The organism is Amycolatopsis sp. cg13 (assembly GCF_041346965.1).
Taxonomy (GTDB): domain Bacteria; phylum Actinomycetota; class Actinomycetes; order Mycobacteriales; family Pseudonocardiaceae; genus Amycolatopsis.
In genome coordinates, this window is record NZ_CP166848.1 from 3,294,391 (window position 1) to 3,309,309 (window position 14,919).

General features: G+C 70.8%; 12 protein-coding genes. 4 read left to right on the forward strand and 8 right to left on the reverse strand.

Features of this window, described 5'->3' with window-relative positions; genetic code table 11:
• Nucleotides 1-62 precede the first annotated feature (62 nt).
• A complete protein-coding gene (locus tag AB5I40_RS14885) occupies nt 63-1,400 on the reverse strand; it encodes a LysM peptidoglycan-binding domain-containing protein (protein ID WP_370939083.1) in 1,338 nt (445 codons plus the stop codon).
• A gap of 454 nt (nt 1,401-1,854) precedes the next feature.
• Between AB5I40_RS14885 and lexA the strand changes: the two genes are divergently transcribed.
• A complete protein-coding gene (lexA, locus tag AB5I40_RS14890) occupies nt 1,855-2,514 on the forward strand; it encodes a transcriptional repressor LexA (protein WP_037810096.1) in 660 nt (219 codons plus the stop codon).
• A gap of 136 nt (nt 2,515-2,650) precedes the next feature.
• Here lexA and AB5I40_RS14895 read toward each other — a convergent pair whose 3' ends face one another.
• The 3 genes from AB5I40_RS14895 to AB5I40_RS14905 are packed head-to-tail and all read right to left on the reverse strand — an operon-like array spanning nt 2,651 to nt 5,707.
• Nucleotides 2,651-3,658, reverse strand: coding sequence for a hypothetical protein (locus AB5I40_RS14895; protein ID WP_370939084.1), 1,008 nt, complete (start codon nt 3,656-3,658; stop codon nt 2,651-2,653).
• 53 nt (nt 3,659-3,711) lie between these two features.
• Nucleotides 3,712-5,157, reverse strand: coding sequence for a GTPase HflX (gene hflX, locus AB5I40_RS14900; RefSeq protein WP_370939085.1), 1,446 nt, complete (start codon nt 5,155-5,157; stop codon nt 3,712-3,714).
• Nucleotides 5,158-5,200: 43 nt separating this feature from the next.
• A complete protein-coding gene (locus AB5I40_RS14905; protein WP_370939086.1) occupies nt 5,201-5,707 on the reverse strand; it encodes an ArsR/SmtB family transcription factor in 507 nt (168 codons plus the stop codon).
• A gap of 58 nt (nt 5,708-5,765) precedes the next feature.
• On the opposite strand from AB5I40_RS14905, the gene AB5I40_RS14910 reads away from it, so the two are divergent.
• Nucleotides 5,766-7,019, forward strand: coding sequence for an MFS transporter (locus AB5I40_RS14910; protein ID WP_370939087.1), 1,254 nt, complete (start codon nt 5,766-5,768; stop codon nt 7,017-7,019).
• A gap of 9 nt (nt 7,020-7,028) precedes the next feature.
• On the forward strand, nt 7,029-9,527 hold the full coding sequence (gene valS, locus AB5I40_RS14915; protein WP_370939088.1) for a valine--tRNA ligase: 2,499 nt from the start codon (nt 7,029-7,031) through the stop codon (nt 9,525-9,527).
• On the opposite strand, the gene dapF is transcribed toward valS, so the two are convergent.
• On the reverse strand, nt 9,528-10,355 hold the full coding sequence (gene dapF / locus AB5I40_RS14920; protein ID WP_370939089.1) for a diaminopimelate epimerase: 828 nt from the start codon (nt 10,353-10,355) through the stop codon (nt 9,528-9,530).
• A 9-nt stretch (nt 10,356-10,364) separates the two neighbouring features.
• Nucleotides 10,365-11,285, reverse strand: a complete 921-nt coding sequence (gene miaA / locus AB5I40_RS14925; RefSeq protein ID WP_370939090.1) for a tRNA (adenosine(37)-N6)-dimethylallyltransferase MiaA — start codon at nt 11,283-11,285, stop codon at nt 10,365-10,367.
• A 225-nt stretch (nt 11,286-11,510) separates the two neighbouring features.
• On the opposite strand from miaA, the gene AB5I40_RS14930 reads away from it, so the two are divergent.
• Nucleotides 11,511-12,824: a DUF349 domain-containing protein gene (locus AB5I40_RS14930; protein ID WP_370939091.1), complete on the forward strand. Its 1,314-nt coding sequence runs from the start codon at nt 11,511-11,513 to the stop codon at nt 12,822-12,824.
• A gap of 56 nt (nt 12,825-12,880) precedes the next feature.
• On the opposite strand, the gene AB5I40_RS14935 is transcribed toward AB5I40_RS14930, so the two are convergent.
• Nucleotides 12,881-13,357, reverse strand: coding sequence for a hypothetical protein (locus AB5I40_RS14935; protein ID WP_370939092.1), 477 nt, complete (start codon nt 13,355-13,357; stop codon nt 12,881-12,883).
• Entirely contained in the window at nt 13,354-14,835 is a 1,482-nt protein-coding gene (miaB, locus tag AB5I40_RS14940; protein WP_370939093.1) for a tRNA (N6-isopentenyl adenosine(37)-C2)-methylthiotransferase MiaB, read from the reverse strand. The genes AB5I40_RS14935 and miaB overlap by 4 nt, the downstream gene beginning before the upstream one ends.
• Between the last annotated feature and the right edge of the window lie 84 nt (nt 14,836-14,919).

Here is a 14,919-nt window from a genome sequence, read left to right on the forward strand (position 1 = left end):
AGAAACCCGAGAGGGTGAAAGACCGGTTGCGCAAGATGCGACCGGGTGGTTTCCGACAGTCATCATCCGGCAGAACCCGATCCCCCGCTCGATTCCCCCGCCGAACCGTTGCCGGACCAGGCGACCGGCACGGTGAGCGGCATGCCGGGCAGCAGCGCGGTGTCGTCGAGGTTGTTGAGCTCCTTGATGCGTTCGACGACCGCGCTCTGGTCGGCGTTCGGCGCGAACCGGGCGGCGAGCGCGCCGAGCGAATCGCCGGGCTGCACGGAAACGGACGCGGTTTGCGACGGCACCGGGCCGCTGGACACCCCCGAGCCGAAGACGCCGAGCCCGGTGACGATCAGGCAGGCCGCGAAAGCGATCGCGAACAGCCACGGCCACCGCACCGACGGCCGGTTCGCGGTCTGGCAGGCGACGCCGCCGCGCCGTCCGGCGACGACCCGCGCCCGGGACGGCGGCCGCAACGGCTCGCCGCGCCGCTCGCGCGCGGTGCGGCCGGGATTGGCCGGAACGGCGGCGGGGATGTGCCGGACCGCGGTGCGGCCGCGGGGATTGCGGGCAGGGGCTTCTTCGATTTCGACAGCCGACCGAGTCGAAGTCTGGAAACCGGCTCGCTCAGCAGACCGGACCGCAGTGCGGCCACGCGCCTCACGAGGATTGCGGACCAGAGCTTCTTCAGTTTCGACGACCGACCGAGTCGACGTCTGGAAACCGGCTCGCTCACCGGACCGGACAGCGGTGCCGGAGCGCAGCTCGGCTGCACTTGCCTGCGCGCCGCGCTCGGCCGAGGACGAGAAACCGGCCGATTTCGCGGCCGACCGCGCCGCACCGGCCCGCCCGAGGGCCTCGCTCGCGGCTCGCCCGAGCGGCATCGACTCGGCCGGGGACACGAACTCAGCGGGCACTTCCGTCGACCGCGCACCGGTGCGCCGGGACGCATCGCCGGGCAGCGACCGTCCGGAGTCAGCCAGTTCGCCACCGGCGAGTCCGGCCTCCGCCGCCGCCTGCCAGGCGCGCCGCCGCACGGGTTCGCCGCGCGAACCTCCCCGGCCCCGCCGCGAGTCGCCGCGGCCCGCCTCGCCGCGCGAACCCTCGGCGGACCGATCCGAAGCGGGGCCGCGCCGGGCGCCGGTCCGGCCGCGAAGCTCCACGACCTCGCCGGAACCGCCCGGCAGGCCCGGATCAGCACCCGTTCCGGCTTCGACCTCCTCCGGAACACCATCCTTTCGGGTGGCATCGACGCTCTCCGCACGCCGCCGCGACCGGCGCGCCGGACCGCCGGACCCGGGCGTCCTCCGGGACGGGACCGCCCCTTCCGACGCACCGCCGCCCTCGGCGGGACGGTCGGCAGGGACGGGCCGAAGCGGGCGGACGAGCCCGCGATCTGCCAGGATCGACATGACGGAACCTCCTCGTGACCTGCGGATCCGTCCGGTCCGGGCCGTACACCTGCGCCGCAGCGGTCCAGATCGAACAGGCGTTCTATCGAACGTCCGTGCGAAGGTCTACCACCCCGCACCGACAAAATCGAGAGGACACGGCGTGTCGATCGAACAGATGTTTGAAATCGTCGCGCGCGGTGGCTAACGTCGGTGACCAGGACATCTGCCGGACCGGCTCCGGCGGGTGCCGCCGGACGGGCGTTCGCGGAAAACGCGGATCCCGGACCGGCGCACGCGGACACGCGCGGGACGCCGACACGGCGGCCGCGGGACGGCTGGAGGCGACGCAGCGTTGGAGAAGGACACGGTGAAGGGCACCGCGGCGAAAGGGGCCAAAACGGCCTCGCGAGGCAAGGCGTCCGCACGATCCGCGCGCGAATCCGGCCACGAGAGCACGGGGAAGGTGAGCGCCATGCCGGAGGTGTACGACGTGGACGAGACGCTGACCGTCCGCCAGCAGCAAGTGCTCGACGTCATCCGCACGTGGGTGAGCCGTTTCGGCTACCCGCCGAGCGTGCGCGAGATCGGCGAGGCGGTGGGGCTCACGTCCACGTCGTCGGTGTCGCACCAGCTGCGCGCGTTGCAGCGCAAGGGCTACCTGCGCCGCGACGCCAACCGGCCGCGCGCGGTGGGCGTGCTCGCGTCCACGGACGACAATCCGATGGGCATCGACATGGACCAGCAGCCGTCCGTCCCGAAGGCGGCGTACGTGCCGCTGGTCGGGCGGATCGCGGCAGGCGGTCCGGTGCTCGCCGAACAGGCCGTCGAGGACGTTTTCCCGCTGCCGCGCGAGATCGTCGGCGAAGGCGAACTGTTCCTGCTGAGCGTCACCGGCGATTCGATGGTCGACGCGGCCATCACCGACGGCGACTGGGTCGTCGTCCGGCAGCAGCCCGCCGCGGAGAACGGGGACATCGTCGCCGCGATGATCGACGGCGAGGCCACGGTGAAGACATTCAAACGCAAGGACGGGCACGTGTGGCTGATGCCGCACAACGAGGCGTACGAACCCATTCCCGGCGACGACGCGTCGATCCTGGGCAAGGTCGTGGCGGTTCTGCGCCGTCTCTGACCGGCTCGCTCACCCGCGTCTCGTGAGCGGCTGTGCCGGTGAGAACCGGCGCAGCCACTCACGCGCCCCAGCCCGGGCCCTCGGGTTTCGGTTGACGGCGAAGTTCGCCAGCGGGCCTCGCGGGTGCGAGCCAGGGTCAGGAGCGACGGCGTTTCCGCGCTAGCAGGAACCAGGCGGCGAGAACGACAACCGCAGCAACACCAGCGGCGGGGATGAGCGGGAAACTGCCAGCGTCTTCCGCGGCTGGCTGCGGGGTGGCGGCACCGCCAGGCTTCGGCGCGGGCGCTTGCGCGGTGACCAAGGCGGTCGCGTTCTTGATGGCCCGCACCGGTTCTCCGACGCCTTCGCTCGCGGACAGCAGCGTGCCGTCCGGTTCGAACGCGATCGCTTCGCCCTGCTTTTCGTTCGGCAGCGGAATCCGCACGGGTTCTCGTTGCAGCGCTGCCGCGATGTCGCCGTCGGGAGCCGCGTACAGGTACGCGTCCGTGTAGGTGCGCAGGGCGATGACTTTGCCGTCCGCGCTGGTCGCGCCTCCGGTAATCAGCGCCGAACCGAACGAGCCGACCGGACCGCCTGGCGTGTCGGTGCTGCGGACGCGCAGGGTGCCGACCTGCTCCAGTTTCGTCGGGCCGGGAGTCGCCAGCGGCACCGACGGCTTGTAGACCTTGGAAGTGCCCAGCAGGTCCTTGGTCACCAGGAACGGCGTGCCGGACTGGTCCAGGACAAGAGCTTCGGTGTCGTGCGGACCGTCCGGATAGATCAGGCGATGCACGACCGCCGCGCCGCCGGACGGTTTCAGCTCCAGCAGGGCGACTGTTTCGCGTTTCGCGCGGTTGTCGCCGGTGTCCGAAAGCCAGAGAGTGCCGTCTTTGCCTCGGGCGAGATCTTCGACGTCGTACGGGTCCGTCGGATCGGTCAGGACGTCCTTGACCTGGCATTTCCGGTCCAGGACGAAGACCTGCACCTTGGTGCCGCCGTCGTTGACGGCGTACCAATGCTCGCCGTCGGAAACCAGGCCGGACAGTTCGTTCAGGCGCTTGTCCGTGACCTGGCACAGCGTCTCCGGCGAAGGCGCAGGAGCAGCCACAGCCGGGACAGCGCCCGCGAGCATCAGGACAGCCGTCAGTGCCAGGACGACCCGCACCAGTTCACCTCCGTAGTGCACGACCCGCTCGGGCCGTGCACTACGGAAGACGTTCAGAGCGCCGAGGCGTTGGTCTCGAACGCCCGCAGAGCCGCGGCGAGGTCCGGCCGGACCCGCACCTGCAGGCGCGTGCCGTCGGCTACGTGCTCCTCTTCCAGCACCTCGCCCTCCGCGTGCGCCCGCGACACGAGCTCGCCCCGCGCGTACGGGACCAGCACGTCGATCACCGTTTCCGCGCGCGGCAGCCGCTCGGCCAGCACCTCAGCCAAGTCGGCCACGCCCGAACCGGTGCGCGCCGAGATCTGCACCGAACCGGCCAGCGCGTGCCGCAGCCGGGCCAGGGTGACGTCGTCGGCCGCGTCGGCCTTGTTGATCACCAGCAGTTCCGGCGGAAGCGGCTCCTTGCGGCTGCGGGTGATCTCGGCGAGCACCTCGCGCACCGCGTTGACCTGGTCTTCGGGAGCCGGGTCGGAACCGTCCACGACGTGCAGGAGCAGGTCGGCGTCGGCCGCCTCCTCCAGCGTCGAGCGGAACGCGTCCACCAGCTGGTGCGGCAGGTGCCGCACGAACCCGACGGTGTCGGTGAGGGTGAACGTGCGCCCGTCGGCCGTCTGCGCCCGGCGCGTGGTCGGGTCGAGGGTGGCGAACAGCGCGTCCTCCACCAGCACCCCGGCCCCGGTCAGGGCGTTGAGCAGGCTCGACTTGCCGGCGTTGGTGTAGCCGACGATCGCCACGCTCGGCACCTCGTTGGCCACGCGCTTGCCGCGCTTGGTCTCGCGGATGGTGTCCATCGCGGCGATCTCCCGGCGCAGCTTCGCCACGCGCTTGCTGATCCGCCGCCGGTCCGTCTCCAGCTTCGTTTCACCAGGTCCGCGCAGGCCCACGCCGCCGTTCGCGCCGCCCGCGCGGCCACCGGCCTGCCGGGACAGCGCCGAACCCCACCCGCGAAGCCGCGGGACGAGGTACTGCAGCTGGGCCAGCTCGACCTGCGCCTTGCCCTCCCTGGAGCGGGCGTGCTGGGCGAAGATGTCGAGGATCAGGGCGGTCCGGTCGATCACCTTGACCTTGACCTTCTCCTCCAGCTGGCGCAGCTGGCCGGGCGAAAGCTCGCCGTCGCAGATCACCGTGTCGGCGCCGGTCGCCACGACGATGTCGCGCAGCTCGCGCACCTTGCCGGAGCCGACGTAGGTCGCCGGATCGGGCTTCTGCCGCCGCTGGACGATGCCTTCGAGCACTTCCGAGCCCGCTGTCTCGGCCAGTCGCGCCAGTTCGGCCAGCGATGCCTCGGACTGCTGGGCGGTGCCTTCAGTCCACACGCCGACCAGCACAACGCGCTCCAGCCGAAGCTGCCGGTACTCGACCTCGGTGATGTCCTCGAGCTCGGTGGACAGGCCCGCGACCCGGCGCAGTGACGCGCGGTCCTCGAGCTCCATCTCCCCGACCGAGGGGTCGTAGGGGTCGTTGTCGTCGTAAAAGTCTTCGTGTGTCTGTTCTGTCATCGTGCCTCCATGGTCCCACGTTTCGGCGTGGGAGCCGAACGGATTACCTGCTGGGATAAACCGAGATGTACAGCGCCGTGCGTTCTGAAGCCGGATCACGCGGCCTGGCCTTGAATTCTTCGAGCAATCCGTCGAGCCGCCGCTTGAACTCCGCGACGTCCTCGGCGCCCACCTGGACCACGAGCCGGGTCGTCTCCGTCTTCGCCAGGTCGGCCTCCGCCATCTCGGCCAGATAGGCCTCGAACATGGCCTCGTTGACCACGACGGGGTCCGCGTCGCTGTGGTCCAGCTGCCAGGAAAGCCCGGTGGACAGGTACGGGATCTCCTTCGCCCCGCGCGCGCCGCGTCGCGGCTCCTGCGCGACGAGAAAACCGGTGTCGACCAGCCGCCGCACGTGGTGCAGCGTGGTCGCCGGGTCGCGGCCGAGCCGCTCCGCCAGCTCCTTGTTCGTCATCGCTTCAAAGGAGGTCAACCGGATGATGCGCAGCCGTATTCCGGACGCGAGCGCGGCTGCCTCGGCTTCGGTGGAGGGACGTCGGTTCAGCGCCATCCCCGCAGCCTAAACAAAGTGATTGACTCTTTCCAATCACTGGACAACACTCGATCGGGTGCGTCGAGACTCGTTGTTCTTCCACGCCGACTTCCGCAGGCTGTGGGCCGGGGACACGGCGAGCCAGCTGGGGATGTTCGTCGGCATCACCGCCATCCCGCTGCTCGCCGCGGTCACGCTGGCCGCCACGCCGTTCGAAATGGGCCTGCTGACCATGGCCGAGACGCTCGGCTTCCTGGTCGTCGGCCTGCCCGCGGGAGTGTGGGTGGACCGGATGCGCAAACGGCCGCTCATGCTCGCCGCCGACCTGGTCCGCGGAATCCTGCTGCTGAGCATCCCGTTCGCGTGGTGGGCCGGCGTGCTCACGATGGCGCAGGTGCTGGTGGTCGTACTGCTCGTCGGGTTCGCGACGGTGTTCTTCGACGTCTCCTACCAGGCGTATCTGCCCGCGCTGGTCGGCCGCGAAAAGCTGCTCGAAGGCAACGCGAAACTGCAGGGCGTGCAGTCGTCGGCGCAGATCGCCGGACCGAGTGTCGCCGGCGTGCTCGTGCAATTCGTCGGCGCGGCCAGCACTGTCCTGCTCACCGGGCTCGGCTACCTCACGTCCGCGCTGTGCCTGTGGCGCATCCGCACGGTCGAAACCCGCCCGGAGCGCACTGAACACGACCGCCTGGTGCCGCAGATGCTCGAAGGCCTGCGGTTCGTCGCCGCCGACCGGCCGCTGCGCGCGATCGTCGCCTGCACCGCCACGTCGAACTTCTTCAACGGGGTCGTGCAGGCCGTCGAGGTGCTGTTCCTGACCCGCACGGCCGGGCTGAAACCGGCCGAGGTCGGCGGACTGCTCGCGGCGAGCGGCGTCGGCGGCATCGCGGCCGCCCTGTGCGCCGGGCCGATCATCCGGAAGATCGGGCAGGCCCGGTCGATCTGGCTGGTCCCGGTGCTGTTGTGGCCGGGCGGGATCCTGGTCCTGTTCGCCGGGCCGGACTGGCGGGCCGTGGTCACCGGACTGGGCATGGCCGCGTTCGGGTTCGGCGTCATCCTCTACAACATCGCGCAGGTCTCCTACCGCCAGGCGATCACCCCGGACCGGCTGCTGGGCCGGATGAACGCGAGCGTGCGGTTCGTCGTCTGGGGAGCGCTGCCGCTCGGCGGGCTGCTGGGCGGCGGGCTCGGCGAATGGCTCGGGCTCACCGGCGCGCTGTGGATCGGGACCGCCGGTCCGGTCGCGGGCGCGCTGTGGGTGATCTGCTCGCCGCTGCGGCGCATGCGCGACCTGCCGACGGGCGGGGAAATCGCTGTACCCGCCCCGTAAAGTGCGGGCATGAACGAGAAGATCCCGCACAAAGTCGGCGTCGACGGCCTTGCCGCCAAATGGGTACCGGTGTGGGAACGCGAAGGCGTATACCGGTTCGACCGCGCGCGCCCGGACGTCTACTCGATCGACACGCCGCCGCTGACCGCGAGCGGTTCGCTGCACATCGGGCACGTCTTCTCCTACACGCACACCGACGTTCTCGCGCGCTACCAACGGATGCGCGGCCGTTCGGTCTTCTACCCGGTCGGGTGGGACGACAACGGCCTGCCCACCGAACGCCGCGTGCAGAACCATTTCGGCGTGCGCTGCGAGCCGTCGCTGCCCTATGACCCGTCGTTCTCCCCGCCGGAAAAGCCCGGCAAGAACGCGATTCCGGTGTCGCGGCGCAATTTCGTGGAGCTGTGCCTTGAACTGACCGAAACCGACGAGAAGGTGTTCGAGGAGGTCTGGCGGAGCATCGGGCTTTCGGTGGACTGGACGCTGGCGTACCAGACGATCGACCCTGCGACCACGGAAATCTCGCAGCGCGCGTTCCTGCACAACCTCGCGCGCGGCGAGGCGTACCAATCCGAAGCCCCGACGCTGTGGGATGTCACCTTCCGCACCGCCGTTGCCCAGGCGGAGCTGGAAGACCGCGAACGGCCAGGCGCGTATCACGATCTCGTGTTCACCGCGGACACCGGCGAGGTGCTGATCTCGACGACGCGGCCCGAGCTGCTGCCCGCGTGCGTGGCGCTCGTCGCGCATCCGGATGACGAGCGGTACCAAGGCCTTTTCGGGAAGACCGTGCGCACGCCGGTGTTCGGCGTCGAGGTGCCGGTGCACGCGCACCATCTCGCGGATCCGGAAAAGGGCACCGGCATCGCGATGGTGTGCACCTTCGGCGACACCACGGACGTCACCTGGTGGCGCGCGCTGCAGCTCGAAACGCGTCCGGTGCTGGGCCGAGACGGCCGGTTCCGCTCCGAGCCGCCGCACGGCGTTCCCGCCGAGACGTACGAGCCGCTGGCGGGCAAGACTGTCCACACTGGACGCCAGATCGTGGTGGACCTCCTGCGGGAGGCGGGCGCGCTGCGCGGCGAGCCGAGGCCGATCACGCATCCGGTGAAGTTCTACGAAAAGGGCGACAAGCCGCTCGAAATCGTCACCAGCCGCCAGTGGTACCTGCGCAACGGCGGCCGCGACGACGCTCTGCGCGCGAAGCTGCTGGCTCGCGGCGAGGAGCTGAACTGGGTCCCGCCGCACATGGAGGTCCGCTACCGCAGCTGGGTCGAGGGCCTGACCAGCGACTGGCTGGTCAGCCGCCAGCGGTTCTTCGGCGTGCCGATCCCGGTCTGGTACCCGCTGGACGCCGACGGCGAGCCGGACCACGACGCCGTGCTCGCCCCCGACGACGCGAGCCTGCCGGTAGACCCGAGCACCGACGTTCCGCCGGGCTTCACCGAGGAGCAGCGCGGCGTGCCGGGCGGGTTCGTCGCGGAGGCGGACGTGATGGACACCTGGGCCACATCGTCGCTGACGCCGCAGATCGCCGGGCGCTGGAGCCTCGACGACGACCTGTTCCGCCGCGTCTTCCCGTTCTCGCTGCGGCCGCAGGCGCACGAGATCATCCGCACCTGGCTGTTCTCCACCGCAGTCCGCGCCGAACTGGAGGAAGACGTCCTGCCGTGGCGCGACGCGGTGATCTCCGGCTGGGTGCTCGACCCGGACCGCAAGAAGATGTCTAAGTCGGTCGGCAACGTCGTCACCCCGGCGGATCTGCTGGAGCGGCACGGTTCCGACGCGGTGCGCTACTGGGCGGCGAGCGCGCGGCCGGGCGTGGACACGGCGGTCGACGAAGGCCAGATGAAGGTCGGGCGACGGCTGGCGACGAAGCTGTTGAACGTGAGCAAGTTCGTGCTCGGCCTCGGGACACCTGCGGCCGAGTCGGTCGCGACCGAGCCGTTGGACCGGTCCGTGCTCGCCGCGCTGGCGAAGGTGGTCGAGGAAGCGACAGCCGCGTTCGAGGCGCTTGACCAGGCGCGGGCGTTGCAGGTGACGGAGACGTTCTTCTGGACCTTCTGCGACGACTATGTCGAGCTGGTGAAGGGCCGCGCGTACGGCGACCTCGGCGCGGAGGCAGCGGAATCGGCGCAGGTGGCGTTGCGGACGGTGCTGTCGGCGTTGGTGCGGATGTTCGCGCCGGTGCTGCCGTTCTCCACCGAAGAGATCTGGTCGTGGTGGCAGCAAGGTTCGGTGCACCAGGCGTCCTGGCCGACCGCGCCGGACGTCGACGGCGACGGCACGCTGCTGCCGCTGGCCGGTTCCGTGATCGCTGCCGTGCGCCGGGCCAAGTCCGACGCGAAGGTGTCCATGCGGACCGCCGTCGAGACACTGTCGGTCACCGCTCCGGCGGACGTGCTCGAAGGCTTCGCCGGAATCGCCGAGGACGTGCGCGTCGCCGGCGTGGTGAACACCGTGACCACGCAGGAAGGCGAGCTCTCGGTGGCGGTGACGATCAGCTGATCAAGCGCCCGCGGCGAGCCACCAGGCTTCGTCCAGCTCGCCGCGGGCCACGATCTCGGCCGGTCCGGACAGCGTCGATTCGCCGCGCCCGACCGTGACCGACACCCGGCCGCCCGGAATGTCCACTGTGGATGCGCCGGTGTCCTTGCCCGCGAGGTGCAGCGCGGCGGCCACCGCGGCGACCGTGCCGGTGCCGCAGGCCCGCGTCTCCCCCACGCCGCGCTCGTGGACGCGCATCCGCAGCGCGCCTTCGGAGAGCACGTTGACGAACTCCAGGTTGACCCCGGACGGGAACACATCGTGGTCGAAATCGGGCTGGTCGCGCAGGTCGAGGCCGGCGATGTCGGTGTCGGTGACCGACACCAGGTGCGGGTTGCCGACGTTGACCGCGACCCCGGAGAACGGCTGCCCGGCCACCACGGTGACCGACGTGCCGGTGATCGCCGCCGGGCCCATCTGGACGGTGACCGAACGGTCCGGGTGCACGACGACCGGCCGGTCGCCCGCGCGGGTGCCGATGACGAACTCGCCCTCCTCGGCCAGCCCGGCGTCGACCAGGTAGCGCGCGAAAACGCGGGTGCCGTTGCCGCACATCTCGGCGATCGAACCGTCGGCGTTGCGGTAGTCCATGAACCACTCGCCCGCCGACTCTTCGCCGATCGCCTTCGCCCGCACGACGCGCAGCACGCCGTCCGCGCCGATGCCCCGCTGCCGGTCGCACAGCGCCGCCACTCGCTCGGCGGTGAGGTCGAGGCGGCCGGCCGCGTCAGGCAGCAGCACAAAGTCGTTCTGCGTGCCGTGGCCCTTGAGGAATTCGATGCCGCCCATGCCTCCAGGCTACTGGTCGAGCGCGGCGAGGACCCGCGCGGCCAGGTCCGCCGTTCCGCCGTCGAACCACTGGATCCGCTTGTCCCGCCGGAACCACGAACGCTGCCGCCGCACGAACCTGCGAGTGGCCTGCGCGGTCGCCGCCGCTGCCGCCGCGAAGTCTCCTTCGCCGTCCAACTCGGCCAGCACTTGCTGGTAACCGAGCGCCCGGGAAGCGGTCTTCCCGTCCCGTAAACCACGACCGAGCAACGCGCGCACCTCGTCCACGAGACCGCCTTCGAACATCCGCTCCACCCGCAGGTCGACGCGCTCGTCCAGCTCGGCGACCTCGCGGTCGACCCCGATCAGCACGGTGTCCCAGCGCGCCGGACCCGGTTTCGGCAGATTCGCCGAGAACGGCTCGCCGGTGATCTCGATGACCTCCAGCGCGCGCACGATGCGGCGAGTGTTCGTGGGCAGGATCGCGGCCGCCGCGACCGGGTCGCGCTCCCCCAGCCGGGTGTAGAGCGCGGCGGTGCCGAATTCGGCGGCCTCTTCGTCGAGCCGCGCGCGCACCGCGGGGTCGGTGCCGGGGAAACGGAGGTCGTCCAGGACCGCCTGCACATACAGCCCAGAGCCGCCAGTCAGCACCGGAACCCGGCCCGCGTCGAGAATCCGCTCGATCGTGCCGCGGGCATCACGCTGATAGGCGGCGACCGACGCGGTCTCGGTCACGTCGAGTACGTCCAGCAGGTGGTGCGGGACCCCTCGCCGCTCTTGCACAGTCGCTTTGGCGGTGCCGATGTCCATGCCCCGGTAGAGCTGGAGCGCGTCGGCGTTCACCACCTCGCCGTCCAGCGCCAGCGCGAGCTCGACGGCCAGCGCCGTCTTCCCGGTGGCGGTGGGGCCGACGACAGCCACCGGACGGGGCTGTTGAGCAGGGCTGATCACGCCGCGAAACGCTACCCGGCCGGGGATGGACGCGGGCACGGAGCGTCAAGGAGAAGTAGGATCAACGCTTTCAGGCGGCTCATCCAGTACCACGGCGCGCGCTGAGCTGCTTGAATGCCGCTGGGGCCCCATGCCCCCGGCAGAGCACGACAACAGCGTAACCCGGCCCCGCTCACGCGGCGGGGCGCCCGCAGCCGCGGGCGTACAGGCGATAAGGAGCCTGCGATGGCCCAGGAGAACACGTCCCCCGGCACCCCGGCACCGCACCCGGTGCCGCACGCGCACGGCGCCGGCCATGCCGCGCCTCCGGTGCCGCCCGCCGAGCCCGCCCCCGCCACCTGGGGCCGGGTCGACGGGGAAGGCACCGTTTACGTCTTCACCGCCGACGGCGAACGCGAGGTCGGGGTCTGGCAGGCAGGCACGCCCGAGGAAGGCCTGCTGCACTACGCGCGCCGCTTCGACGACGTGCGCACCGAGGTCGAACTGCTCGAAACGCGGCTGAACTCCGGGGCGGGCGACCCGAAGCACGCGCTCTCGAGCGCCACCCAGATCCGCGACGGGCTCGGCGAGGCGGCCGTGGTCGGCGACCTGAAGGCGCTCGCCGCGCGGCTCGAGTTCGTGATCGGGCTGGCGGAGAAGGCGCTGGTCAACGTCAAGCACGAGCGCGAGGAAGCCCGGGCCGCGGCAGTCGCGCGCAAGCAGGCGCTGGCCGACGAGGCGGAGAAGATCGCCGCCGATTCCACGCAGTGGAAGGCCGCGGGCGACCGGCTGCGCGCGATCCTCGACGAGTGGAAGACGGTCAAGGGCGTCGACCGCAAGACCGACGACGAGCTGTGGAAGCGGTTCTCGAAGGCGCGCGAGGCGTTCAACCGCCGCCGCGGCTCGCACTTCGCCGAACTGGACAAGCAGCGGGCGAGCGCGAAGCAGCGCAAGGAAGAGCTGATCGCCGAGGCCGAGTCGATCGCCGATTCGGACGACTGGGGCGCCACCGCCGGCCGGTACAAGGACCTGATGGCCGAATGGAAGGCCGCCGGGCGCGCGCCGAAGGACAGCGACGAGGCGCTGTGGCAGCGGTTCCGCGCGGCGCAGGACGCGTTCTTCGCCCGCCGCTCGGCCGTGTTCTCCGAGCGCGACGCGGAGTTCGCCGGCAACGCCCAGCGCAAGGAAGAGCTGCTGGTCGAGGCCGAGAAGATCGACGTGGCGGCCAACCTCGAGGCGGCCAAGTCGGCGCTGCGCCGGATCCAGGAGCAGTGGGACGAGATCGGCAAGGTCCCGCGCGAACGCATCCGCGAGCTGGACGGTCGGCTCAAGGCCGTGCAGGACGCGGTGAAGTCGGCCGAGGACAGCCGCTGGCGCCGCACCGACCCGGAGGCGCAGGCGCGTGCCGCGCAGTTCCGGGAGCGGGTCGAGCAGTTCGAATCGCAGGCCGCGAAAGCGCGGGCCGCCGGGGACGAGCGGCGGGCGAAGAAGGCCGACGAGCAGGCCGCCCAGTGGCGGGAATGGATGGAGGCCGCGGAAGCCGCGGTCGCCGATCGCTGAGCTGAACGCGAAAGGGCCGGTACCGCTGGGTACCGGCCCTTTCGCGTTCGCTTGGTTCAGTCGCGCGAGAACGCGGTCCGCATCCAGAGCGTCGCCAGGATGATGGTCGCGATCCACGCCACGATCATCCCGATTCCCGGACCGTCGCCGGCCGCTCCGCTGGCGTGCGCGGACTGCTGCGACCAGATCGCCAGCAGGCCGTCGACCGAGGCGAACCAGCCGCCCGCGGCGCAGCACCACGCGATCCACCAGCGGCGCGACACGAGCGCGACCGCGCCGATGAACACGCCGACGCCGGTGGACGTCACGGCGAACAGCTGCGGGACGCCGCCCGCCTGGCCGGCCACCGTCTCCCAGCCCGCGCGGCCTTGGGCCCACGGCAGGATTTGGGCCACCAGCAGCACGAAGATCAGCACCGAGATGGTGAAACCGCGCCTGCCCAGCTCGACCGTGCGCGCGGCGCGGCGGCCCGCGTCGTCGATCTCGTCGCTGAGTCGCCGGTCGACCTCGGCCGGCGTTCCCGGTTCGCTCATCCTGCACACCCACTCACCGGGGCCGGCTGCGCCGCCGGGGCTCCGAAGCCCGGCAGTCCCAGGGTGACCCCGCTCGTCTTGGGCCGAAGACCGGCTTCGGCGTTGTCGCCCGCTCGCGTGCGGCGATGCGTCAGGAGGTCGCCGTCGGCGACGAGGTGGTGCGGCGCGCCGTAGCTGATCACCGTCTCCACGACGTCGCCCGGCCGGACCGAGCGGTCGACGGCCGCACCGGACGGCGTGAAGTGCACCAGCCGTCCGTCGCGGGCGCGCCCGCTCATCCGGTGCGTCTCGGCGTCCTTGCGGCCCTCGCCCGCGGCGACCAGCAGCTCGACGCGGCGACCGACCAGCTTGCGGTTCTCTTCCCAGGAGATCTCGTTCTGCAGCTCGACCAGCCGGTCGTAGCGCTCCTGCACGACCTCCTTCGGCAGCTGCTCCGCCATCTCCGCGGCGGGCGTGCCGGGGCGCTTCGAGTACTGGAAGGTGAACGCGCTGGAGAACCGCGCGGCGCGCACGACGTCGAGCGTCGCCTGGAAGTCTTCCTCGGTCTCGCCGGGGAAGCCGACGATGATGTCGGTGGTGATGGCGGCGTCCGGCATCTTGGCGCGCACCTCGTCGAGGATGTTCAGGAACCGCGTCGACCGGTACGACCGGCGCATCTCGCGCAGCACCCGGTCCGAACCGGACTGCAGCGGCATGTGCAGCTGGTGGCAGACGTTCGGCGTCTCGGCCATCGCGTCGATGACGTCCGAGGTGAACGCGGCCGGATGCGGCGAGGTGAACCGCACGCGCTCCAGTCCGTCGATCCCGCCGGTGGCGCGCAGCAGCTTGCCGAACGCGAGCCGGTCGCCGAACTCGACGCCGTAGGAGTTCACGTTCTGGCCCAGCAGGGTCACCTCGAGCACGCCCTCGGCGACCAGCGCCTCGACCTCGGCGAGAATCTCGCCGGGACGGCGGTCGCGCTCCTTGCCGCGCAGCGACGGCACGATGCAGAACGTGCAGGTGTTGTTGCAGCCGACCGAAACCGACACCCAGCTCGCGTAGGACGATTCGCGGCGCGCGGGCAGCGTGGACGGGAACGTCTCGAGCGATTCGAGGATTTCGACCTCGGCCTCGGCGTTGTGCCGCGCGCGCTCCAGCAGCGTCGGCAGCGAGCCGATGTTGTGCGTCCCGAAGACGACGTCGACCCACGGCGCGCGCTTGACGATGTCGCCGCGGTCCTTCTGCGCGAGGCAGCCGCCGACGGCGATCTGCATGTCCGGATTGGCGACCTTGTCCGGGCGGAGGTGCCCGAGGGTGCCGTAGAGCTTGTTGTCCGCGTTCTCCCGCACGGCGCAGGTGTTGAACACGACCAGATCCGGCTTCGCCGGCGCGGAAGCGGGGACGTAGCCGGCTTCCTCGAGCTGCCCGGCGAGCCGTTCGGAGTCGTGCACGTTCATCTGGCAGCCGAACGTGCGGATCTGGTACGTTTTCGCGTTCATCGCCGTCCAGAGTAGCCGTGGCCCTGCCTGCGTCTCTGTGTCCCCTCCCAGCCCGGCTATCGCGCAAAACCCGCGAAGGGTTCC